General features: G+C 67.4%; 18 protein-coding genes. 11 read left to right on the forward strand and 7 right to left on the reverse strand.

What is annotated here, in order from left to right; genetic code table 11:
- Positions 1–23 precede the first annotated feature (23 nt).
- From ceoB to ACN22W_RS31735, 3 genes are all read left to right on the forward strand, one after another.
- Positions 24–3224 (forward strand): multidrug efflux RND transporter permease subunit CeoB, encoded by a 3201-nt coding sequence (ceoB, locus tag ACN22W_RS31725; RefSeq protein ID WP_129515857.1) that lies wholly within the window; start codon positions 24–26, stop codon positions 3222–3224.
- Between the two features lie 10 nt (positions 3225–3234).
- Positions 3235–4770: a multidrug efflux transporter outer membrane subunit OpcM gene (gene opcM, locus ACN22W_RS31730; protein WP_129515856.1), complete on the forward strand. Its 1536-nt coding sequence runs from the start codon at positions 3235–3237 to the stop codon at positions 4768–4770.
- 165 nt (positions 4771–4935) lie between these two features.
- The gene (locus ACN22W_RS31735; RefSeq protein WP_419684184.1) at positions 4936–6156 is read left to right on the forward strand and encodes an ISL3 family transposase; all 1221 of its coding nucleotides are present in this window, start codon (positions 4936–4938) and stop codon (positions 6154–6156) included.
- 20 nt (positions 6157–6176) lie between these two features.
- On the opposite strand, the gene ACN22W_RS31740 is transcribed toward ACN22W_RS31735, so the two are convergent.
- Complete coding sequence (locus tag ACN22W_RS31740; RefSeq protein WP_419688445.1) at positions 6177–6773, reverse strand: TetR/AcrR family transcriptional regulator; 597 nt, start codon at positions 6771–6773, stop codon at positions 6177–6179.
- 125 nt (positions 6774–6898) lie between these two features.
- Between ACN22W_RS31740 and ACN22W_RS31745 the strand changes: the two genes are divergently transcribed.
- A complete protein-coding gene (locus tag ACN22W_RS31745) occupies positions 6899–7330 on the forward strand; it encodes a Tautomerase enzyme (protein ID WP_129515854.1) in 432 nt (143 codons plus the stop codon).
- A gap of 65 nt (positions 7331–7395) precedes the next feature.
- Here ACN22W_RS31745 and ACN22W_RS31750 read toward each other — a convergent pair whose 3' ends face one another.
- Positions 7396–8286 (reverse strand): LysR family transcriptional regulator, encoded by an 891-nt coding sequence (locus tag ACN22W_RS31750; RefSeq protein ID WP_419688447.1) that lies wholly within the window; start codon positions 8284–8286, stop codon positions 7396–7398.
- A gap of 101 nt (positions 8287–8387) precedes the next feature.
- Between ACN22W_RS31750 and ACN22W_RS31755 the strand changes: the two genes are divergently transcribed.
- Complete coding sequence (locus ACN22W_RS31755) at positions 8388–8828, forward strand: PACE efflux transporter (protein WP_419688448.1); 441 nt, start codon at positions 8388–8390, stop codon at positions 8826–8828.
- A gap of 86 nt (positions 8829–8914) precedes the next feature.
- On the opposite strand, the gene ACN22W_RS31760 is transcribed toward ACN22W_RS31755, so the two are convergent.
- From ACN22W_RS31760 to ACN22W_RS31780, 5 genes are all read right to left on the reverse strand, one after another.
- Entirely contained in the window at positions 8915–9766 is an 852-nt protein-coding gene (locus ACN22W_RS31760) for an alpha/beta hydrolase (RefSeq protein ID WP_343494740.1), read from the reverse strand.
- Between the two features lie 264 nt (positions 9767–10030).
- Entirely contained in the window at positions 10031–10360 is a 330-nt protein-coding gene (locus tag ACN22W_RS31765) for a DUF3579 domain-containing protein (protein WP_343494741.1), read from the reverse strand.
- Positions 10361–10385: 25 nt separating this feature from the next.
- Positions 10386–11747, reverse strand: coding sequence for a sigma-54-dependent transcriptional regulator (locus ACN22W_RS31770; RefSeq protein ID WP_193099720.1), 1362 nt, complete (start codon positions 11745–11747; stop codon positions 10386–10388).
- The gene (locus ACN22W_RS31775) at positions 11737–13620 is read right to left on the reverse strand and encodes a sensor histidine kinase (RefSeq protein ID WP_419688451.1); all 1884 of its coding nucleotides are present in this window, start codon (positions 13618–13620) and stop codon (positions 11737–11739) included. The genes ACN22W_RS31770 and ACN22W_RS31775 overlap by 11 nt, the downstream gene beginning before the upstream one ends.
- Positions 13621–13765: 145 nt before the next feature.
- Complete coding sequence (locus ACN22W_RS31780) at positions 13766–15130, reverse strand: 2-hydroxycarboxylate transporter family protein (protein WP_048245865.1); 1365 nt, start codon at positions 15128–15130, stop codon at positions 13766–13768.
- 421 nt (positions 15131–15551) lie between these two features.
- On the opposite strand from ACN22W_RS31780, the gene ACN22W_RS31785 reads away from it, so the two are divergent.
- The 6 genes from ACN22W_RS31785 to ACN22W_RS31810 are packed head-to-tail and all read left to right on the forward strand — an operon-like array spanning position 15552 to position 21799.
- A complete protein-coding gene (locus tag ACN22W_RS31785) occupies positions 15552–16412 on the forward strand; it encodes a MetQ/NlpA family ABC transporter substrate-binding protein (protein WP_419688453.1) in 861 nt (286 codons plus the stop codon).
- An 11-nt stretch (positions 16413–16423) separates the two neighbouring features.
- Positions 16424–17833 carry an LLM class flavin-dependent oxidoreductase gene (locus tag ACN22W_RS31790; RefSeq protein WP_412023702.1) on the forward strand — a complete coding sequence of 470 codons (1410 nt, stop codon included), beginning with the start codon at positions 16424–16426 and terminating at the stop codon, positions 17831–17833.
- A gap of 18 nt (positions 17834–17851) precedes the next feature.
- Entirely contained in the window at positions 17852–19030 is a 1179-nt protein-coding gene (locus tag ACN22W_RS31795) for a methionine ABC transporter ATP-binding protein (RefSeq protein WP_419688455.1), read from the forward strand.
- The gene (locus ACN22W_RS31800; RefSeq protein ID WP_048023409.1) at positions 19023–19679 is read left to right on the forward strand and encodes a methionine ABC transporter permease; all 657 of its coding nucleotides are present in this window, start codon (positions 19023–19025) and stop codon (positions 19677–19679) included. Before ACN22W_RS31795 ends, ACN22W_RS31800 begins: the two co-directional genes overlap by 8 nt.
- 54 nt (positions 19680–19733) lie before the next feature.
- Complete coding sequence (locus tag ACN22W_RS31805; protein WP_419688457.1) at positions 19734–20591, forward strand: hypothetical protein; 858 nt, start codon at positions 19734–19736, stop codon at positions 20589–20591.
- On the forward strand, positions 20588–21799 hold the full coding sequence (locus tag ACN22W_RS31810; protein ID WP_419688459.1) for an acyl-CoA dehydrogenase family protein: 1212 nt from the start codon (positions 20588–20590) through the stop codon (positions 21797–21799). Before ACN22W_RS31805 ends, ACN22W_RS31810 begins: the two co-directional genes overlap by 4 nt.
- Positions 21800–21826: the final 27 nt, after the last annotated feature.

Below are 21826 nucleotides of genomic sequence, written 5' to 3' on the forward strand. Positions count from 1 at the left end.
CGTTCAACCAGACAGAGCCACACATGAACATTTCAAAATTCTTTATCGACCGGCCGATCTTTGCAGGAGTCCTATCGGTGATCATCCTGCTGGGCGGGGTGATCGCGATGTTCCTGCTGCCGATTTCGGAATATCCGGAAGTCGTGCCGCCTTCGGTGATCGTGAAGGCGCAGTACCCGGGCGCCAACCCGAAAGTGATCGCCGAGACGGTTGCGTCGCCGCTTGAAGAGCAGATCAACGGCGTCGAGGACATGCTCTACATGCAGTCGCAGGCGAACAGCGACGGCAACATGACGATCACCGTCACGTTCAAGCTCGGCACCGATCCGGACAAGGCCACGCAGCTCGTGCAGAACCGCGTGAACCAGGCGCTGCCGCGCTTGCCGGAAGACGTGCAGCGGCTCGGCATCACCACGGTGAAGAGCTCGCCGACGCTGACGATGGTGGTCCACCTGATCTCGCCGGACAACCGGTACGACATGACCTACCTGCGCAACTACGCGCTGATCAACGTGAAGGATCGCCTGTCGCGGATCCAGGGCGTCGGCCAGGTGCAGCTGTGGGGTTCGGGCGACTACGCGATGCGCGTGTGGCTCGATCCGCAGAAGGTCGCGCAACGCGGGCTGTCGGCCGAGGACGTCGTGCAGGCCATTCGCGAGCAGAACGTGCAGGTCGCGGCCGGCGTGATCGGCGCGTCGCCGTCGCTGCCCGGCACGCCGTTGCAGTTGTCGGTGAACGCGCGCGGCCGGTTGCAGACGGAAGACGAGTTCGGCGACATCGTCGTGAAGACGACGCCGGACGGCGGCGTCACGCGCCTGCGCGACATCGCGCGGATCCAGCTCGATGCGTCCGAATACGGGCTGCGCTCGCTGCTCGACAACAAGCCGGCTGTCGCGATGGCGATCAACCAGTCGCCGGGCGCGAACTCGCTGCAGATCTCGGACGAAGTGCGCAAGACGATGGCCGAGCTGAAGCAGGACATGCCGGCGGGCATCGACTACAAGATCGTCTATGACCCGACGCAGTTCGTGCGTTCGTCGATCAAGGCCGTCGTGCACACGCTGCTCGAAGCGATCGCGCTGGTCGTGATCGTCGTGATCGTGTTCCTGCAGACCTGGCGCGCATCGCTGATTCCGCTGATCGCGGTGCCGGTGTCGATCATCGGCACGTTCTCGCTGCTGCTCGCGTTCGGGTATTCGATCAACGCGTTGTCATTGTTCGGGATGGTGCTGGCGATCGGGATCGTGGTCGACGATGCGATCGTCGTCGTCGAGAACGTCGAGCGCAACATCGAAAGCGGGATGAACGCGCGGCAGGCGACCTACAAGGCGATGCAGGAAGTGAGCGGGCCGATCATCGCGATCGCGCTGACGCTCGTCGCCGTGTTCGTGCCGCTCGCGTTCATGTCGGGCCTGACCGGCCAGTTCTACAAGCAGTTCGCGATGACCATCGCGATTTCGACGGTGATCTCGGCGTTCAACTCGCTGACGCTGTCGCCGGCGCTGTCCGCGATCCTGCTGAAGGGGCACGGCGAGAAGGAAGACTGGCTCACGCGCGTGATGAACCGCGTGCTCGGCGGCTTCTTCCGTGGCTTCAACAAGGTGTTCCATCGCGGCGCGGAGAACTATGGCCGCGGCGTGCGCGGCGTGCTGTCGCGCAAGACTGTGATGCTGGGCGTGTACCTCGTGCTGGTCGGCGCGACCGTGCTGGTGTCGAAGGTCGTGCCGGGCGGCTTCGTGCCCGCGCAGGACAAGGAATACCTGATCGCGTTCGCGCAGCTGCCGAACGGTGCATCGCTCGACCGCACCGAGAAGGTGATCCGCGACATGGGTTCGATTGCGTTGAAGCAGCCGGGCGTCGAGAGCGCGGTCGCGTTCCCGGGGCTGTCGGTGAACGGCTTCACCAACAGCTCGAGCGCGGGCATCGTGTTCGTCACGCTGAAGCCGTTCTCGGAACGGCACGGCAAGGCGCTGTCGGCCGGCGCGATCGCGGGTGCGCTGAACCAGCAGTACAGCGCGATGAAGGATTCGTTCGTCGCGGTGTTCCCGCCGCCGCCGGTGCTCGGCCTCGGCACGCTCGGCGGGTTCAAGATGCAGATCGAGGATCGCGGCGCGGTCGGTTATGCGCGGCTCGCGGATGCGACCAACGACTTCATCAAGCGCGCGCAGCAGGCGCCGGAACTGGGCCCGTTGTTCACGAGCTACCAGATCAACGTGCCGCAGCTCAACGTCGATCTCGATCGCGTGAAGGCGAAGCAGCTCGGCGTGCCCGTCACCGACGTGTTCAACACGATGCAGGTGTATCTCGGCTCGCTGTACGTGAACGACTTCAACCGTTTCGGGCGCGTGTACCAGGTGCGTGTGCAGGCCGATGCACCGTTCCGCCAGCGTGCGGACGACATCCTGCAGCTCAAGACGCGCAACGACAAGGGCGAGATGGTGCCGCTGTCGTCGCTCGTCACGGTGACGCCGACGTTCGGTCCTGAAATGGTCGTGCGCTACAACGGCTACACGGCGGCCGACATCAACGGCGGCCCGGCGCCGGGCTTCTCGTCGGGTCAGGCGCAGGCCGCGATCGAGCGCATCGCGCACGAGACGCTGCCGCGCGGCGTGCGGTTCGAGTGGACCGACCTCACGTACCAGCAGATCCTCGCGGGCAACGCGGCGATCGTCGTGTTCCCGATCAGCGTGCTGCTCGTGTTCCTGGTGCTCGCCGCGTTGTATGAAAGCCTGACGCTGCCGCTCGCGGTGATCCTGATCGTGCCGATGAGCATTCTGTCGGCGCTCACAGGCGTGTGGCTCACGCAGGGCGACAACAACATCTTCACGCAGATCGGCCTGATGGTGCTGGTGGGGCTGTCGGCGAAGAACGCGATCCTGATCGTCGAATTCGCGCGTGAACTGGAGCACGACGGCAGAACGCCGCTCCAGGCCGCGATCGAGGCGAGCCGGATGCGGCTGCGCCCGATCCTGATGACGTCGATCGCATTCATCATGGGTGTCGTGCCGCTCGTCACGTCGACGGGGGCGGGTTCGGAGATGCGCCATGCGATGGGTGTCGCGGTGTTCTTCGGGATGCTCGGCGTGACGCTGTTCGGGCTGATGCTGACGCCGGTGTTCTACGTCGTGCTGCGTACGCTCGCGGGCGGCAAGATCCACGTCGCCGGCAAGGACTCGGCGGGTTATGGCGTGACGCCTCCGGGCGTACCCGCACCCGATGCTTGAGGATAGAAACATGAACAACATGCACAACTCGAATGGCCTGATGCGCTTCGCGAAGGTGGCGGCCGCGAGCACCCTGCTCGCGACGCTGCTCGCCGCGTGCGCGGTGGGCCCCGACTACAAGCGCCCGGATGCGTCGACGCCGGCCGCGTACAAGGAAGCGCCGACGCTCGCGCAGGGCGAACAGGCCGGCACGTGGAAGACGGCCGAGCCGTCGGACGGCGCGCATCGCGGCGAATGGTGGACGGTGTTCGGCGACCCGGTGCTCGATTCGCTCGAGACGCAGGCGCTCGCGGCGAACCAGAACCTGAAGGCCGCGGCCGCGCGGGTCGAGGAAGCGCGCGCGGCGACGCGTTCGGCGCGTTCGCAATGGTTCCCGCAGATCGGCGCCGGTTTCGGGCCGACGCGCGAAGGGCTGTCGTCGGCGTCGCAGTTCCAGCCGCAGGGCACGGGCCCGACCAACGCGACGCTGTGGCGCGCGCAGGGCACGGTGTCCTACGAGGCCGACCTGTTCGGCCGCGTCGGCCGCAACGTCGAGGCGTCGCGTGCCGACCAGGCGCAGAGCGAAGCGCTGTTCCGTTCGGTGCAGCTCGCGCTGCAGGCGGACGTCGCGCAGAACTACTTCGAACTGCGCCAGCTCGACTCGGACCAGGACCTGTACCGCCGCACGGTGGAACTGCGCGATCAGGCGCTCAAGCTCGTGCAGCGCCGCTTCAACGAAGGCGACATCAGCGAGCTCGACGTGTCGCGGGCGAAGAACGAGCTGGCCACCGCGCAGGCCGATGCGGTCGGCGTCGCGCGCCGGCGCGCAGCCTCGGAGCATGCGCTTGCGATCCTGCTCGGCAAGGCGCCCGCGGATTTCGCGTTCAAGGAAACGCCGATCGTGCCGGTCGGCGTGAAGATTCCGCCGGGCCTGCCGTCCGCGCTGCTCGAACGCCGTCCGGACGTGTCGGCGGCCGAGCGCGCGATGGCGGCCGCGAACGCGCGGATCGGCCTTGCGAAGTCGGCGTATTTCCCGAAGCTCGATATCACGGGGGCGTTCGGGTATGAGGCGTCGACGCTCGGCAGCCTGTTCATGTGGTCGAGCCGCACGTTCCTGCTCGGGCCGTTCGCCGGCACCGCGCTGACGCTGCCGCTGTTCGACGGCGGGCGCCGTGCGGCCGGTGTGCAGCAGGCGCGCGCGCAGTACGACGAGCAGGTCGCGAACTACCGGCAGCAGGTGCTCGTCGCGTTCCGCGAGGTCGAGGACAATCTCGCCGATCTGCGCCTGCTCGACGACCAGATCCACGCGCAGGATGCGGCCGTCAATGCATCGCGCCGCGCGGCGACGCTGTCGCGCACGCAGTATCAGGAAGGCGAGATCGCGTATCTCGACGTGATCGACAGCGAACGGTCGGTGCTGGTGTCGCAATTGCAGGCGAACCAGCTGACCGGTGCGCAGGCCGTGTCGACCGTGAACCTGATCCGCGCGTTGGGCGGCGGGTGGGGGGCGGCGCCGACGGCGGTCGGCGACGCGGCGACCGTCAAGCAGGAAGTCGCGGTGCGTTGACGCACCGGCTCGCGACGGGCCGCCGGAACAGGCGGCGAGTCGAGGAACCCCGATCCGTGACGATGCGGATCGGGGTTTTTTATTGGTTCATCGCAGGAAACCGTGGAGCGTTTTCGAGCGATTGCATAATCTGACACATGATTTTAAGGATGTCGGAGGAAGCAATTGCTCGATCGAAAGGCACTTCAGGCGCTGGGCTGCTGGACCGGCTATCGGTTGGAACGGGTGGAATGGCCGCAAGGAGAAGAGCGCACGCTGTCGCTATATCTGAGGCCGGTCAGCAAGGTCATGTACTGCGAGCAATGCGGTGCACGCTGCCAGCAAATCCATGAGACGGTGGTTCGTCGAGTGCGCGATCTGCCGCTGTTCGAATATCGGGTGGTGCTGCACGTTCCCCGTCGCCGGGTCTGGTGCGAACACTGCGGCGGCCCGCGACTGGAGAAGCTGGCGTGGCTGGGCCGCTACCAGCGAGTGACGGAGCGGTTCGCCAAGGCTTGCGAGAAGTTGCTGCAAGCGGCCAGCGTACAAGCGGTGGCGGGCTTCTACGATCTGGGCTGGCACACGGTCAAATCGATCGACAAGATGCGCCTGCGAGCACGCGTGGCCGAGCCGGACTGGTCGACGATCCGCTATCTGGCGATGGACGAGTTCGCGCTGCACAAAGGCCATCGCTACGCCACGGTGGTGGTTGATCCGATCGGCCGGCAGGTGCTCTGGGTCGGGCCAGGACGTTCGCGCGAAACGGCGCGAGCCTTCTTCGAACAACTCCCTGAAGGCGTGGCCGAGCGTATCGAAGCAGTTGCGATCGACATGACCACGGCCTACGAGCTGGAGATCAAGGAACAGTGCCCGCAGGCGGAAATCGTCTTCGATCTGTACCACGTCGTGGCCAAGTACGGGCGCGAAGTGATCGACCGAGTTCGGGTGGATCAGGCCAACCAACTGCGAGATGACAAACCAGCGCGGAAGGTTCTGAAGTCCAGCCGCTGGCTGTTGCTGCGCAACCGCCATAACTTGAAACCAGAACAGGCGGTACACCTGAAGGAACTGCTGGCCGCCAATCAATCGCTGCTATGCGTCTATGTGCTGCGCGACGAACTCAAGCGGCTCTGGTTCTACCGAAAGCCAGCCTGGGCGGAAAAAGCCTGGGGGCAATGGTTCGAACAGGCCCAGCAAAGCGGGATTGCCGCCCTGCAAAAGTTCGCCCAGCGCTTGCAGGGGTATTGGCATGGAATCGTGACTCGCTGCCGCCATCCGCTCAATACCAGCGTTGTTGAAGGCATCAACAACACTATCAAGGTCATCAAGCGCAGGGCTTACGGGTACCGCGACGAGGAATACTTCTTCCTCAAGATCCGCGCCGCGTTCCCCGGAATTCCGCGATGAACCTTTTTATTGGCCGTCCGTTAGGCCGACTGCTCCGGTTTCACGTCCGTGCGTTCCGCGATCACGACCGCGTAGCGCTCGACGGCATCGGCAATCCGCTTCGCCAGCACAGGGTCGCGCACCGCGCGGGCAAGCGTGACGCCGCCCGAAAGCAGCGCGAGGTATGCGATCGCGCGATCGTCGTCGGGCGGGTCGCCCAGGCCGGACGCCACTTCGTCGACGATCTGCCGCAATGCCTGTTCGTACGCGTCGCGCGTGTCGTCGTCGGCGCGCATCACTTCCGGCGACAGGCTCGGCAGCGCGCAGCTCTCGGCGAGTTCGCAGGTGCGCCGCGGCCCGAGGTAGAACGCCGCGAACGGGCGCCGCCAGCGCGCGCCATGCTCGGCCTTGAACGTCGCGACGCCCTGGCGGAGCTGCTCCAGACCGTCGAGGACGACGCTGCGGAACGCTTCGCCCTTCGATTTGAAATGCCCGTAGAACGCGCCATTGGTGACGCCCGCCGCCTTCGTCAACGGACCGATGCCCGAACCGCCATATCCCTCCTGACGGAACAGGCGGCTCGCCGCCTCGAGGATGCGCGCGCGGGTTTCGTGCTTGTGCTCGACGGAATAACGCATGACTGGCTCGCTTCAGAGTGATCGCTCTTTATCTTGCATAGAGAGCGATTAGTGTCTAATGTATAGAGAGTGACTGATATTTATATCACGTCACGATTCCGATGACCTGACCAGGAGGAAGTGCGATGCCGATCACGCTGACAGTATCCGAAGGGGTTTTCACGCCGGACGACGAGGGGCCGGTGTTTGCCGAGCTGACCGATGCGCTGCTGGATGTCGAAGGATTGACCGGGAATGCGTTCCTGGCGCCGAACGTGGTGGGCACGCTCAACGTGCTGCCGCGGCACCGGACCTTCGTGCAGGGACGCGCGGAGCCCGCGGCGTTCGTCGAACTGAAGCTGCCGGCCGTCGCGCTCGCGGCGCCCGACAAGCAGCGGCAATACGTGGAACGGGCGACCGCGATCGTGCTGCGCCGCGCGGGCGGACGGCTGACGCCGGCGCAAGTCTGGGTGAATGTCGTCCATGCCGTCGATGGCGGATGGGGGATTGCCGGACGTCGCTACGACAACGCGTCGCTCGTCGATTCGATCCAGGGCGCGGCGGCAGCTGCGCATTAACTGCAACTAACGGTCGAGCCGTCAGGCATTGACCGGCGGTGCGGCGGCGTTCGCCGCCGCACCGGCTACCTGCCGTCGCATGCAGTGCGCAGCGCGCGAACCAGTTCGCTCGCGGCCTTGCCGAGCCCCGTGTGCTTCGGCCGCCGCAGGTACACGGGCAGCGGTAAGCCGTTGCGGATGTTCTCGAACACGAGCGGCGCGAGTTCGCCGTTGGCGACGTATCCGCCGATCACGGACGCGGGCAGGTTCGCCCACCCGTGACCGGCCTTCACGAGCGCGATCGCGGTCGCCATGTCGGTCACCTTCCACGTGCGGTTGCCGATCAACGGCCGCACGTCGGTCAACGGCCGCTCCGGATCGGCGATCACGATCTGCCGGAAGCCCGACAGCCGTTCGATCGCTTCCGGATGTGCGCCTTCGGCGATCAGCGGATGCGCCGGCGCAGCGACGGCAATGAGCGTCTCGGTCCACAGCGCGTGGATCTGTTCCTGCGGATGCAGGTCGAGCCCGCAGTACGCCACACAGAGATCGATGGCGGCGCGATGCAGCGCGTCGACGATCGCGTCCTGCGGTGCCGTGACGACACTGATCGCGAGCGCCGGATATTTCGCGGCGACCGCCGTCAGCGCGCGGGCGACGGGCGCGCTGTCGATCTCGGCCGCGACGCCGAGCCGCAGCGTGTCCTCGACGCCTTCCGACAAGTGCTGCGCGTGTGCGCGCAGTACCTGCAACTGCTCGGCGATCGAACGCGCATCGGGCAACAGCGCGGCCATCGCGGCGGTCGGCGTCGGTTCCCGTGTGCCGCGGTCGAACAACACGAGATCGAGTTCGGCCTCGAGATTCGCGATCGCCATGCTGACCGCCGAAGGCGTGCGGCCGAGCGCACGCGCGGCCGCCGAAAACGAGCCTTTGTCGATGACGGTGAGCAGCATGTCGATGTGGTCGCTGGTCAGCATGTGCGGCCTCTCCTGTCAGAAAAATTGAAAGGACCTGACTTTTGCGGACGGGGGACCCGCTGATAGTCTCGCCACCTTGTTCGAGAGGAAGGTGGATGGTCATGCAAGGGTGGAAGAGACGCATAGTCTACGTCGTGATGTTCGAGGTGCTCGGCATCCTGGTCGCGTCGTCGGTGCTCGGTATGCTGAGCGGCGCGAGCGCGGCGACGAGCGGCCTGCTCGGCGTGATGATTTCGACGACGGGCGTCACCGTCAATTTTCTGTACAACCTCGCATTCGAGGCATGGGAGCGGCGGAGCGCGGCGACGACGCGCACCGTCGGGCGTCGTGTGCTGCATGCGATCGGTTTTCAGGTCGCGCTCGTGACGTTCCTGATTCCGCTGATCGCGTGGTGGCTCGACGTGTCGCTGCTGCAGGCGTTCCTGTACGACGCAGTACTGATCGTGTTCTTCCCGATCTTCACGTTCGCGTACAACTGGGCGTTCGACAGCGTGTTCGGGTTGCCGGATGCGGTAACGCGCAAGGCGGAGGCGGCGGCGTAACCGGGCGCCCTCGATGCGGACGGGCGCCCGCATCGTGCGGGGAATGAAACGGGGAATATCGGGCGGAACGAACGCCGCCCGGGAAATTACGCGGCGATGAACTCGTGCACGTAGCGGTTGAACACGGCAGGGCTTGCCGCATTCATCCCGTGCGACGCGCCGGCGACGGTCTGCCGTTGCGCATCGCCGATCCACTGCGACAGCGTGTCGACGTTGTTGCGGAACATCTTCGGGCTGCGCTGGCCGTCGATCAGCAGCGTGCGGCACGCGATATCGCCGGCCGTGTGCTGCGAATACGCGGGCAGCGGATCGCGCAGTTGCTTCGGCAGCGTGCTTGCGTTGTCGATCGCCATCGTGCGGAAGCGCGACGTGCTCTTCTTCCATGCGCCGGGCAGGCTCACGGAATCGACGAACATCTCGAGACCGGATTCGACGTCGCCTTGACCGATCAGGTTCACGGCCTTCGTGCGCAGCGCGAGTGCGGCGGCCGGCAGCGCGGCTTCGCGCACGCCCTGCTGTTGCAGCGGGCCGCCCGGATCGGCGAGCGTCAGCGTGTCGACGAGATGCGGATGCTGGCGCGCGACGTTGAACGCCACGCTGCCGCCGCGCGAATGGCCGACCAGATGCACGGGGCCGAGATCGAGCGCGTCGATGAATTCGGCGAGCTCGTCGACGTGGTTCTGCCAGCTGAACTCGTCCTGGATGCCCGCTTCGACGGCCGGCCAGTAATGGCTGAGGCTCGGCGCGATGCAGCGGTAGTGGGCCGACAGCGATGCAAGCTGCGGATCCCAGTAGCGGTAGTCGCACAGCGAACCGTGCACGAACACCATCGGCGCGCCGCTGCCCCGCTCGACATACGGCAGGCTGATGCCTGACGAAAGCGTCGCAAATTGCAGGTCGGGGTTCGCGAGCACGGACGGCTCGATTCGCATGTTCATGACTGAAAGACTCAAAGGTGCGTCAACTCGACGCAACTATGCATCACGGCGACCTGCAAGGAAAACGCATAATTTTCATCGTGACGATCAATTTTATTGATGGCTCGGCCGCAAAGCCTTGTCGGGCCGTGGTCGTGCGTCGAGATTCTTTCAATCGTCTGACGGTCCGAGCCGGGCCGAAGGGGCGTGCGAAGGCCTGCGCGCGTGCGCGATCGCATCGAAAAAAAGCGGGGAAGTGCGCACGCCGCGCATGCGGCGCGCGCGTCAGCGCACCGTCAATGCAGGCGTGGTCTGAAGCTCCACGGGGAGGTCGTTGTCGGCGGCGAACCGCATCGCGAAGTCGAACGCATCGGCGCACACGCTGCGCAGTTCGTCCGACACGATCAGGCATTTGACGCCGCCGTCGACGACGGGCATCGCGAGCCGCGACAGCGCGCACGGATAACCGGGCCGCAGTTCGCCGACGAACAGCGTGATGACGCCCGCGAGGCGCTCGGGCCAGTCGCTGGGGCGGAAGGTTTTCTGCGCGCGCGTGACGCCGCGGATCAGGTGGCCGTCGACGCGGCCGTGTTCGGTGACTTCGATGCGATCCATGCTGTTGTGCGTGTCCTCGTTCGCGTCATTCGCCGCCGTCGGCTGCCGCGTCGCCGCGCGCGGGAATCCGCAGGTTGCGCAGCTTGTGATAAAGCGTCTTCTTCGGCATGCCGAGCGCGACGCTCGCCTCCGCGACGTTGCCGTTGTGACGCCGCAGCATGTCCTCGATCAGCATCCGTTCGAAATACGCGAGCTGCTCCGTGAGCGTGCCGCCCGCGGTCGGCGTGCCGCCGGACGACAGCAGGCTGTCGCCGGTCAGCCCGAGCACGAAGCGGTCGGCCACGTTCTGCAGCTCGCGCACGTTGCCGGGCCATGCATGCGTCATCAGTTCGGACACCTGCGCAGCCGTGACGACCGGCGCCGGCTGCCCGAAGCGCCGCGCGGCCGCAAGCACGAAATGCTCGAACAGCAGCGGCACGTCCTCGCGCCGCTCGCGCAGCGGCGGCAGCTCGATCTGCGCGACGTTGAGGCGATACAGCAGGTCCGCGCGAAAGCGTCCGTCGGCCGCGAGTTCCGCGAGATCGGCTTTCGATGCGGCAACCACGCGGCAATCGACCGGAATCAATTCGTTCGCGCCGAGCCGTTCGACCACGCGCTCCTGCAGCACGCGCAGCATCTTGATCTGCAGCTGAATCGGCATCGTCTCGATCTCGTCGAGGAACAGCGTGCCGCCTTGAGCCCATTCGATCTTGCCGATGCGCTTCTTGATCGCACCGGTGAACGCGCCGGCCTCGTGGCCGAACAATTCGCTCTCGAAGATCTGCTCGGGCAGGCCGCCGCAGTTCAGCGCGACGAAATGCGCGTCGCGCCGGCCGCCGAAGTCGTGCAGGCTGCGCGCGATCAGTTCCTTGCCGGTGCCCGTCTCGCCGGTGATCAGCACGGACACCGACGTATCGGCGAGGCGCAGGATCTTCTTGCGTACGTCGGCCATCGCGGGCGACTTGCCGAGCACGAATGCCTCGATGCCCTGCCAGTTGTTGAGCGCCGCGCGCAGCCCCTGCACTTCGAGCGTCAGGCGGCGCTTCTCGACCGCGCGTGCGACGCGGCCGGCGATCACGTCCGACGAGAACGGCTTCTCGATGAAGTCGTACGCGCCGACCTGCATCGCGCCGACGGCCGTCGAGATATCCGCGTGGCCGCTGATCAGCACGACCGGGATCTGCGCATCGACGGCCATCACGCGATCGAGCAGCTGCAGCCCGTCGATGCCCGGCATCCGCACGTCCGACACGATCACGACCGGCGCGCCGGGCGCGACGTGCGCAAGTGCATCGGCGGCCGCCGCGAACGCGTCGACCGGGAACCCGGCGAGCGCGACGGCCTGCTCGACGCCGATCCGGACGTTTTCATCGTCCTCGACGACCAGCACCCGAATCTCATCTTCCATGCTCTGTCCTTTGCAGCGTCGCCGCCGCGAATTCGATACTGAACTGCGCGCCGCCTTCGTCGCGGTTCGTCGCGGCGATCTTCGCGCCGAACGCCTCGACGATGCGCGACGTGATCGCGAGGCCGAGCCCGAGGCCCTGGCCGCGCGGCTTGGTCGTGACGAACGGCTCGAACAGGTGCGGCAGCACCTCGGGCGCGATGCCGGCGCCGCTGTCGGCGACCGTGAAGCGCACGCGGCCGGCTTCGTCCGGCCCGGCGGCTTCGATGACGATGCGGCGCACCGGCGCGTCGTGCACCGCGTCCAGCGCGTTGCCGAGCAGGTTCACGATCACCTGCTGCAACTGGCTCGATTCGGCCGATACCGCCGTGCCGGGCGCGATGTTCACGTCGAGCTGCACGCCTTCGTCGCGGATCCGCGCGTCGTAGATGAGCCGCGCATGCGCGACGGCCTCGTTCAGCGACACCGCGACGCGCTCGACGTCGGGCTTGCGCGCGAAGGTCTTCAGCTCGCCGGTGAGCACGGCCATGCTGTCGACCAGCTTGCCGATCCGTTCGAGATTGGCATACGCCGGCGCCGGCTGGCCGCGCTCGAAGAACGTGCGCGCGTTGTCGCACAGCGTGCGGATCGCGACGAGCGGCTGGTTCAGCTCGTGCGTGAGGCCGGCGGCCATCTGTCCGAGCACCGCGAGCTTGCCCGCGTGCACGACTTCCTGCTGCGAATCGCGCAGCCGCTGCTCGGTGCGCTCGCGCTCGACGATCTCGCGCTGCATCTGTTCGTTCGCGGCGGTCAGCGCGGCCGTGCGCTGCGCGACGGTCAGTTCGAGCCGGTCGTTCGCGCGGCGCAGTGCGTCCTGCACGCGCAGCCGTGCCGCGATCGCCCGGCGCCGCTGGATCGCGTAACCGGCCAGCAGCGCGGCGATCAGGAACGCGCCGGTGACGAACACGAACGCCGTCTGCTGCTGGCGCCGCGCGCCCGCGATGTCGAGCAGCACCATCAGCGAATCGCCGGCCTGCGGCGCGGGGCGCGACATCACGAGATAGCGGGTGGTGCGGTCGGGGTGCCGCAGGTCGGGGAACGTGCCGAACCAGGCGGCCGTGCTGCGATCGCCGATGCGGCGATACGGCAGCGCGTCGACGGTGCGGCCCGCGTATTGCCGCGACGCCTGGATGTCGCGCTGCTGCTGCGCGGTGATCGGGCGCAGCGCGGTGAATTTCCATGCGGGTTCGGTCGAGATCACGACCACGCCGTTGCTGTCGACGACCATCGCGGCGACGCCCGGCGCGCGCCAGGCCGATTCGAGCGAATCGACGCTGATCTTGACGGCGGCGACGCCGATCGGCACGCCGTCGTCGCGTACCGCGCTGGCGAAGTAGACGCCCGGCACGCCCGTGTTGGTGCCGATGCCGAAGAAGCGGCCGCTGCCGCGCGCGAGCGCGTCCTTGAAGTACGGCCGGTACGACACGTTGGTGCCGACGAAGCTGAGCGTCTCGTTCCAGTTGCTGGCGGCGATCACCTCGCCCTGCAGGTCGATCACGTCGACGGCGCCGCTGCCCGCGTCGCGGTTCACGGCTTCGAGGTAGGTGTTCACCGTGTGCACGAGCGCGGGCGTGTCGTGCGGCGCGGCCTTCAGCATCGCGCGCACGCCGTCCTGTCGCGCGACCAGGCCGGGCAGGATCTCGAAGCGGCCGAGCTCGCTCTTCAGGCTCGACGCATACAGGTCGAGCCGGTGCGCGCCGGTTTCCTCGAGCGCGTCGATCGCGCGTTCCCACGCGAAATCGACGGCCGCGCCCGCCACGCCGACATACAGCGCGGCGGCCGACGCCCAGCCCCACCACGGGATACCCTTGAAGCTCTTCTGCACGTTCGCCCTCATCGAAGCCCGTTATCGGCGTGAACAGGCCCTGGCCGCCCAACCGGTCGTCCGCTACCGGCCGTCCGGAACGACGCGCGCCGCGCGCCGGCTAGGCCGGCGGCGGCGCGTGCGAAGCAGCCTGCGCGACGGTGCGCGCGGCGGCGCATCATCCGAAGTGCGCGACCAGGATCAGCGTCACCGTGACGACGATCGCGCCGCCGATGCGCGTCGCGATCTGCGCGAACGGCATCAGCTGCATCCGGTTCGCGGCGGTCAGGATCGCGACGTCGCCGGTGCCGCCTTGCCCGCTGTGGCAGGCGTTCACGATTGCGGTGTCGATAGGGTACATCTTCATCAGGCGGCCGACCACGAAACCGGTGCCCATCAGCGTCGCGACGGTCGACACGATCGTCACGACGTTGACGATCGTGAAGGCGGCGGTCAGCTTGTCCCACGGCGTCATCGCGACGCCGATCGCGAACAGCAGCGGATACGTGACGGCGGTCGAGAAGAACTTGTAGACGACGAACGCGCCTTCCTGCAGCGGCGGCGACACCGCGCGTGCCAGCTTCACGAGCACCGCGAGGAACAGCATCGCGACCGGCGCGGGCAGGCCGAACAGCTTGAACGCCATCAGGCCGACGAGGTACAGCGTGATCGCCGTGATGCCGGCGCCCGCGATGTGCGTGACGTCGACGTGGCCGCGGATCTCTTCGCTTTCCGGCGTCATGTCGCCCGTTTCGCCGACCTGCAGGCGGCCGTTGCCGGTCAGGTGCGGCAGGCGCTTGCCGAGCATGTCGAGCGCGCCCGACAGGATGATCGCGGTCAGGCTGCCGAGCATCACCGGCGGCAGCACCATCGCGAACATCTCGCCCTGCGGCAGGTGCATCAGTTCCGAATAGCCGATCGACAGCGGAATCGCGCCTTCGCCGACGCCGCCGGCCATGATCGGCACGACGATGTACAGCAGCGTGTGGCGCGCGCCGAGGCCGAGCGCGGTGCCCACCGCCGTGCCGACGATCGCGGCCGCGACCGAACCGACGGCCAGCGGGATGAAGATCTTCAGGAAGCCCTGGATCAGCACGCGGCGGTCCATGCTCAGGATGCTGCCGACGATGATCGACGCGATGAACAGGTACAGGAAGTTGGTCGACTTCGTGAATTCGACCGTCAGGTTCAGCACCGGCTTCGGCAGCAGGTGGTAGTACGTGAGCGCCGATGGCACGAAGGTCGCGAAGATCGCGGCCGCGCCGATGTTGCGCAACAGCGGCAGACGCTTGCCGAGTTCCGCGCACGTGAAGCCGAAGAATGCGAGCACGGCGATCGCCATCGAGATCTCGCCGGGCACCTTGCCCGTCACCGCGAAACCGACGATCAGCGCGAGCAGGATGAAGTAGACGGGCAGCGGGATGATGCCGATGCGGATTTCCATCAGCTTCCACCAGCCGTCCGGCCAGAAGCGTTCGCGCTTGGCGGGACCGGCTTCGACAATCGGCTCCGGATGGGACGGGGTATGGATAGAGGTCTGCAAGACGTGTCTCCTGATGTTGGAATGCCTGCATTGCTTCGCGGCATTGTGTGCCGTCTATTACGCAACCTCCGTGCCAGCTGTCCGGCTTGCCGTCACGCTTGCAGGTCGTTGATTCGCAAGGGGTTTGTTTCGTCTGCGGAAATAGTCACACGAACGGCGTTCCGAGATTTCGGAATTCGCTCGGTGGCCAGGCCGAGATTTCAGCCTGAGGGCCGGCCGGGCGCCCGGCCACGCGCGATCGCGCGCCATATCGCCGCGCGCGATTTTCTTCGCACAATCGCTTCGTAGACCGTCCCCCCGCCGCTCTCTATCATCGACTGATCCTTTTCCGATGCGACAACGACTGTCCGGAGAACGCCCGCGCGTTCGCCGCGGCGTCGCTCATCCGTCGATACCGTCTTTGGACAGGAGAGTGGTTTCCATGCTGCATGCCGTTTTTTCCGCCTGCTTTTCCTCCGGCCGACTGGCGCGGTTTGCCCGGCCGGCCCGCCTGCTGGCGGCCGCGCTGTTCGCGGCGTTGCTTGGCCTCGTGCTGCCGAACGGCGCGCGCGCCGAATCCGCGCCGCTGAAGGTCGGCATCTCGACCAGCCCGCAGATCGACGCGCTGAAGATCGCCGCGAAGGAAGCGAAGGCGCAGGGGCTCGACGTGCGGATCATCGAGTTCACCGACTGGAATACGCCGAACGCGGCGCTCGCGAACAAGGACATCGACGTCAACTACTTCCAGCACATCCCGTTTCTCGAGAACGCGAACAAGCAGGGCGGCTACAACTTCGTGTCGATCGCGCCCGGCACGATCATGAAGATCGGCCTCTATTCGAAGAAGGTGAAAAGCTTTGCCGACCTGAAGGACGGCGCACGCGTCGCGATCGCGAACGATCCGGTGAACGGTGGGCGCGGGCTGTTGCTGCTGCAGCGCGCGGGCCTGATCACGCTGAAGCCGGGCGCCGACTACCGGGCGACGACCCACGATATCGTCGCGAACCCGAAGCACCTGAAGATCATCCCGCTCGAAGCGTCGCAGCTCGCGCGTTCGCTCGACGACGTCGATCTCGCGCAGGGCTACCCGAGCTTCATCAAGCTCGCCGGCACGACCGACCCGAACAGCGCGCTGCTGTTCGACGGCACCGAGAACAAGAATTTCGCGATCCAGTGGGTCGTGCGGCCGGACAGCGTGAACGACCCGCGCATCCGCAAGTTCATCGCGATCTACCAGCACTCGCCGGCCGTGCGCAAGGCGCTCGACAACGCGTTCGGCTCGCTGTACGCGATCGCGTGGTGACGGAGGCGAACATGGCGAACGGCAACAAGAAGATCCTGCTCAACGCGTTCAACATGAACTGCGTCGGGCACATCAATCACGGGCTGTGGACGCATCCGCGCGACCGCTCCGCGCACTACACCGATCTCGACTACTGGGCCGATCTCGCGAAGACGCTCGAACGCGGCAAGTTCGACGGGATCTTTCTCGCGGACATCGTCGGCGTGTACGACGTGTTCGGCGGCGGCCCCGATGCGGCGCTGCGCGAATCGGTTCAGGTGCCCGTCAACGATCCGCTGCTGCTCGTGCCTGCGATGGCGCAGGTCACGAAGCACCTCGGCTTCGGCGTGACCGCGAACCTGACCTACGAGCCGCCTTACCTGTTCGCGCGCCGCATGTCGACGCTCGACCACCTGACGAAGGGGCGCGTGGGCTGGAACATCGTCACCGGTTATCTCGACAGCGCCGCGCGCGGGATGGGCCTCGCGCAGCAGATCGGCCACGACGACCGCTACGAGCGCGCGGACGACTACATGGACGTCGTCTACAAGCTGTGGGAACAGAGCTGGGACGACGATGCGGTGATCCGCGACGCGCAGGCACGCGTGTTCGCGCAGCCGGGCAAGGTGCGGCGCGTGAAGCACGACGGGCCGTTCTATTCCATCGATGCGATCCACCTGAGCGAGCCGTCGCTGCAGCGCACGCCGGTGCTGTACCAGGCCGGTTCGTCCGCGCGCGGCGTCGAGTTCGCGGGCCGTCACGCGGAATGCGTGTTCGTGAACGGGCAGAGCAAGGCCGCCGCGCGCGCGGCGGCGCTCGACATCCGCGCGGCCGCCGCGCGGCAGGGCCGCGATCCGGCATCGATCCGGATCTTCGCCGGCGTGAGCGTCGTGACGGCCGAGACCGAGCGGCTCGCGCGCGAGAAATTCGACGAATACCGGCGTTACGCGAGCCCGGAAGCCGGCCTCGCGCATTTCGCGAGCTCGACCGGCATCGACTTCGCGAAGTACGGCCTCGACGAGCCGATCTCGTATGTGAAGACCGATTCGATCCAGTCGGCCGTCGACGCGATCTCGCGCAAAAGCACGACCGGCACGTGGACCGTGCGCCGGATGCTCGAACAGATGTCGCTCGGCGGTCGTTATGCGCCGATCGTCGGCTCGCCGTCGCAGGTCGCGGACGAACTGCAGTCGTGGATCGACGAGACCGGCATCGACGGCTTCAACCTGACGCGGACCGTGATGCCCGAGTCGTTCGAGGATTTCGTCGACTGGGTCGTGCCCGAGTTGCAGAACCGCGGCGTCTACAAGGAAGACTACGATCCCGCGCCGACGCTGCGCGAGAAGCTGTTCGGCGCGGGCGCGCACCTGCCCGCGTGGCACACGGGCGCGCGGCACCGGCCGGCCGCCGTATCCGAACCCGCGCATCCCGCGCATGCCTGAACGTGACGGAGCGAAGCGATGACGCAATTGTTCGATACGCTGGGTTTCATCGACGCATCGGCCGCGCGGGCAGGTGCCGCTGCGGCGGTGCATGAGGCAACGGCCGCGCCTGCCGATGGTGCGGCCGTGTCGCTGGAACAGGTCGGCAAGGTGTTCGCGACGCCGCGCGGCCACGCCGCCGCGCTGCGCGACGTGACGCTCGACGTGCGGCGCGGCGAGGTATTCGGGATCATCGGCCGCAGCGGGGCCGGGAAGTCGACGCTGCTGCGGCTCGTGAACGGGCTCGAACGGCCGAGCTCGGGCCGCGTGCGCGTGCAGGGCGTCGACGTCGGCGCGCTCGACGAGGACGGACTCGTTGCGCTGCGGCGTCGCACCGGCATGGTGTTCCAGCATTTCAACCTGCTGTCGGCGAAGACGGTGTTCGAGAACGTCGCGCTGCCGCTGAAGATCGCCGGCGTGCCGAAAGCCGAGCGCGTGCGCAAGGTCGAGGCGCTGCTCGAACTCGTCGGGCTCGCCGCGAAGCGCGACGCGTATCCGGCAAGCCTGTCGGGCGGCCAGAAGCAGCGCGTCGGCATTGCCCGCGCGCTCGTGCACGATCCCGAGGTGCTGCTGTGCGACGAGGCGACGTCGGCGCTCGATCCCGAGACGACGCAGTCGATTCTCGCGCTGCTCGCCGACATCAACCGCCGCCTCGGGCTGACGATCGTGCTGATCACGCACGAGATGGAGGTGATCCGCGCGGTGTGCGACACGGTCGCGGTGATCGAACAGGGCGAAGTCGTCGAAACGGGCCCCGTGTGGCGCGTGTTCGGCGATCCGCGCCACGGCGCGACGCGCGCGCTGCTCAGCACGCTCGTGCACGACCTGCCGGCCGAACTGGCCGCGCGCGTGCAGCCGCTGCCCGAGCAGGCCGCGTTGCCCGACGGCGCGCAGGTTGTGCTCGACGTTCGTTATACGGGCGAGAGCGGCGGCGAGCCGGACGTCGGCGCGCTCGCGGCGGCACTCGGCGGCTCCGTGCGGTTCCTGCACGGCGGGATCGAGCGCATCCAGGGGCATGCGCAGGGGCGGCTCGTGATCGCGGCGTCGCCGCGCGCCGATGAAGCCGGCCAGTCGACGGCACGCGGCGGCGCGGTCGCCGCGCTGCTCGAACGTGCGCGCCGTCACGCGAATCACGCGGAGGTGCTCGGTTATGTTTGAGCTCTGGTGGCCCGAACTACTCGACGCGATCCGCGACACGCTGTCGATGGTCGCCGCGTCGGCTGTCATCGCGGCGCTGATCGGCATCCCGCTCGCGGTGATCCTCGTGACGACCGCGCCCGGCGGCATCTACGCGCGGCGCGGCGTGAACGCGGTGCTCGGCGCGCTCGTCAACGTGTTCCGCTCGACGCCGTTCATCATCCTGCTGGTCGCGCTGCTGCCGTTTACGCGGGTGCTGATCGGCACGACGATCGGCGTATGGGCGGCCGTCGTGCCGCTGTCGATCGCCGCGATCCCGTTCTTCGCGCGGATCGCCGAAGTGAGTCTGCGTGAAGTCGATCGCGGGCTGATCGAGGCCGCGCTCGCGATGGGCGCGAAGCGCCGCCACATCGTCTGGCACGTGCTGCTGCCGGAGGCGCTGCCCGGCATGCTCGGCGGTTTCACGATCACCGTCGTCGCGCTGATCGGCTCGACCGCGATGGCGGGTGCCGTCGGCGCGGGTGGGCTCGGCGATCTCGCGATCCGCTACGGCTACCAGCGTTTCGACACGACCGTCATGGCGACCGTGATCGTGATCCTGATCGCGCTCGTCTCGGCCGTGCAAATCACGGGCGACCGCCTGGTCCGACACGTGACCCGGCGTACCTGAGCCGTGCCACAAGCACGCGCTCGTTTCATTCATGAACCTGAGAGAACCCTACCCATGACCTTGCCCCTCGGCGCGCCGCGCGAATGGAACGGACAATTCGAGGAAGCGCTGTTTCTCGACGTGGCGCGACGCCATCGTCCCGGTTTCCCCGACAAACTGGCCACGCCGCCGCGCGAGCCGCGCAACGCGGACGAACTGGCCGCCGTCGCCGACTACTACACGAAGATGGCGTCGCACGACCTGTTCATCGTGCAGGTCGTCGCGAAGGCGATCGACACGTTGTTCCGCGACGATCCGCATTTCCAGCTGATCCTGTCGCGCCAGCTCGGCGACGACGGCGCGCACGCGGTGATCGGACGAGAGCGCGTGACCGAACTGACCGGGCGCGATCCGCTGCCGGAAGTCGACCGGCTCGTCGCCGCGCACTGGGCGCGCATCGGCGACATCGCGGTGCGCGACGTCGCGGGTTTTCTCGCGTTCGAATGGCATTACGAGCTGCACATCCTCGCGAAGCTGTGGATCCAGCGCAAGACCGGCCGCATCGGCGACGGCGCGATGCGCGAACACGGCGAGAACCGGATCCGGCCGGACGAGGAGTGGCATCGCGTGCAGATCGTCCAGTGGTGGTTCGAGCGGCTCGCGACGCTGCCGGCCGCCGAGCGCGATGCGCTGATCGATCGCGTGATCGCGGCCGACGAGGAAACGCAGGCGCGGCTCGACGGTTATCTGCACGACGAGTACGCGCATACCGCGCACGTGTTCGGCGCGGACATCGCCGAATATCGCGCGATCTATGACGACTGGCGGCGCGAGATCCTGTCGCGGCTGACCGGCCGCAAGCTTGGCGCGCTGGTGCCGCTGTCGGGCGAGGCGGTTGCGCGGGAAGCCGCACAGCAGGAAGCCGTCGCATGAACGATCCGCGCGGCCCGGCGACCTTCGAGCCGGATACCGATGTGCCTACCTTCGATCGCGACGCGCTGGCGCGCGCGATCGATGCGCTGCGGGCGACCGCCGCCGCGCGCGACCGCGCGGGCGGTCACGCGGCGCAGGAAAAGCAATGGCTGGCCGATGCGGGCCTGCTGACGCTCGCGGTGCCGCGCGCGTTCGGCGGGCAGGAAGCCGCGTGGCCCGCGATCTACGACGCGATCCGGCAGATCGCGCGCGTCGACAGCGCGCTCGCGCATCTCGTCGGGTTCCAGTGCCTGCAGGTGGTCAGCGTCGACGTGTGGGGCAGCGCCGCGCAGCGCGAACGCTATCTGCGCGGCACCGTCGAGCAACGCTGGTGGTGGGGCAATGCGGTCAATCCGCTCGACACGCGGCTCGTGGCTGCCGCGACGCCGGATGGCGGCTACCGGCTCGACGGCGTGAAGGGCTTCTGTTCGGGCACGCGCGGGTCGCAGCGGATGACGGTGTCCGCGCACGATCCGGAAACGGGCCGTACCGTGTTCGGCGTGGTGCCGACCGACCGCGCGGGAATCTCGGTCAACGACGACTGGGATCCGATCGGCCAGCGCCAGACCGACAGCGGCAGCGTGCGCTTCGACGGCGTGACGCTCGCGCCGGACGAAGTGCTGCACCGTTCCGAGTCGCCGCCGACGCCGCGCGCGACGCTGCGCACGCTCGTGTCGCAGCTCGTGCTGACGAACCTGTTCGTCGGGCTCGCGGAAGGCGCGCTGGCCGACGCGCGTGATTACGTGCTCAAGCATGGCCGCCCGTGGATTCACTCGGACGCCGCGCAGGCGGCCGACGATCCGTACACGCTGCAGCGCTTCGGCGACATGCGCGTGCGGGCGCTGGCCGCGGCGGCGCTCGCCGATCGCGCGGCCGACGTGCTACAGCGCGCGTGGGTGCGCCGCGATGCGTTGACGGCGGACGAGCGCGCCGACGCGGCGCTGGCGGTATCGGACGCGAAGATCGTCGCGCAGCGCGCGGCGCTCGACAACGGCGAGGCGCTGTTCGATGCATGCGGCGCACGCGCAACGGCCGCGTCGCTCGGCCTCGACCGCTTCTGGCGGAACGCGCGCACGCATACACTGCACGATCCGCTCGACTACCGGCTGCGCGACGTGGGCCGGTTCGCGCTGACGGGCGAATTGCCGCAGGCGTCGCTTTATACGTGACGACGGAGCAGGCGTGGGGCGCTTCGT

It is taken from the genome of Burkholderia theae, assembly GCF_048565265.1.
GTDB classification, from domain to species: Bacteria; Pseudomonadota; Gammaproteobacteria; order Burkholderiales; family Burkholderiaceae; genus Burkholderia; species Burkholderia theae.

What these genes read in the sequence shown, in the direction of transcription:
- ceoB (WP_129515857.1), top strand. Translation starts at nt 24, where the DNA reads ATGAACATTTCAAAATTCTTTATCGACCGGCCGATCTTTGCAGGAGTC.
- opcM (WP_129515856.1), top strand. Translation starts at nt 3,235, where the DNA reads ATGAACAACATGCACAACTCGAATGGCCTGATGCGCTTCGCGAAGGTG.
- ACN22W_RS31740 (WP_419688445.1), bottom strand. Translation starts at nt 6,773, where the DNA reads ATGCGTTATTCCGTCGAGCACAAGCACGAAACCCGCGCGCGCATCCTC.
- ACN22W_RS31745 (WP_129515854.1), top strand. Translation starts at nt 6,899, where the DNA reads ATGCCGATCACGCTGACAGTATCCGAAGGGGTTTTCACGCCGGACGAC.
- ACN22W_RS31750 (WP_419688447.1), bottom strand. Translation starts at nt 8,286, where the DNA reads ATGCTGACCAGCGACCACATCGACATGCTGCTCACCGTCATCGACAAA.
- ACN22W_RS31755 (WP_419688448.1), top strand. Translation starts at nt 8,388, where the DNA reads ATGCAAGGGTGGAAGAGACGCATAGTCTACGTCGTGATGTTCGAGGTG.
- ACN22W_RS31760 (WP_343494740.1), bottom strand. Translation starts at nt 9,766, where the DNA reads ATGAACATGCGAATCGAGCCGTCCGTGCTCGCGAACCCCGACCTGCAA.
- ACN22W_RS31765 (WP_343494741.1), bottom strand. Translation starts at nt 10,360, where the DNA reads ATGGATCGCATCGAAGTCACCGAACACGGCCGCGTCGACGGCCACCTG.
- ACN22W_RS31770 (WP_193099720.1), bottom strand. Translation starts at nt 11,747, where the DNA reads ATGGAAGATGAGATTCGGGTGCTGGTCGTCGAGGACGATGAAAACGTC.
- ACN22W_RS31775 (WP_419688451.1), bottom strand. Translation starts at nt 13,620, where the DNA reads ATGAGGGCGAACGTGCAGAAGAGCTTCAAGGGTATCCCGTGGTGGGGC.
- ACN22W_RS31785 (WP_419688453.1), top strand. Translation starts at nt 15,552, where the DNA reads ATGCTGCATGCCGTTTTTTCCGCCTGCTTTTCCTCCGGCCGACTGGCG.
- ACN22W_RS31790 (WP_412023702.1), top strand. Translation starts at nt 16,424, where the DNA reads ATGGCGAACGGCAACAAGAAGATCCTGCTCAACGCGTTCAACATGAAC.
- ACN22W_RS31795 (WP_419688455.1), top strand. Translation starts at nt 17,852, where the DNA reads ATGACGCAATTGTTCGATACGCTGGGTTTCATCGACGCATCGGCCGCG.
- ACN22W_RS31800 (WP_048023409.1), top strand. Translation starts at nt 19,023, where the DNA reads ATGTTTGAGCTCTGGTGGCCCGAACTACTCGACGCGATCCGCGACACG.
- ACN22W_RS31805 (WP_419688457.1), top strand. Translation starts at nt 19,734, where the DNA reads ATGACCTTGCCCCTCGGCGCGCCGCGCGAATGGAACGGACAATTCGAG.
- ACN22W_RS31810 (WP_419688459.1), top strand. Translation starts at nt 20,588, where the DNA reads ATGAACGATCCGCGCGGCCCGGCGACCTTCGAGCCGGATACCGATGTG.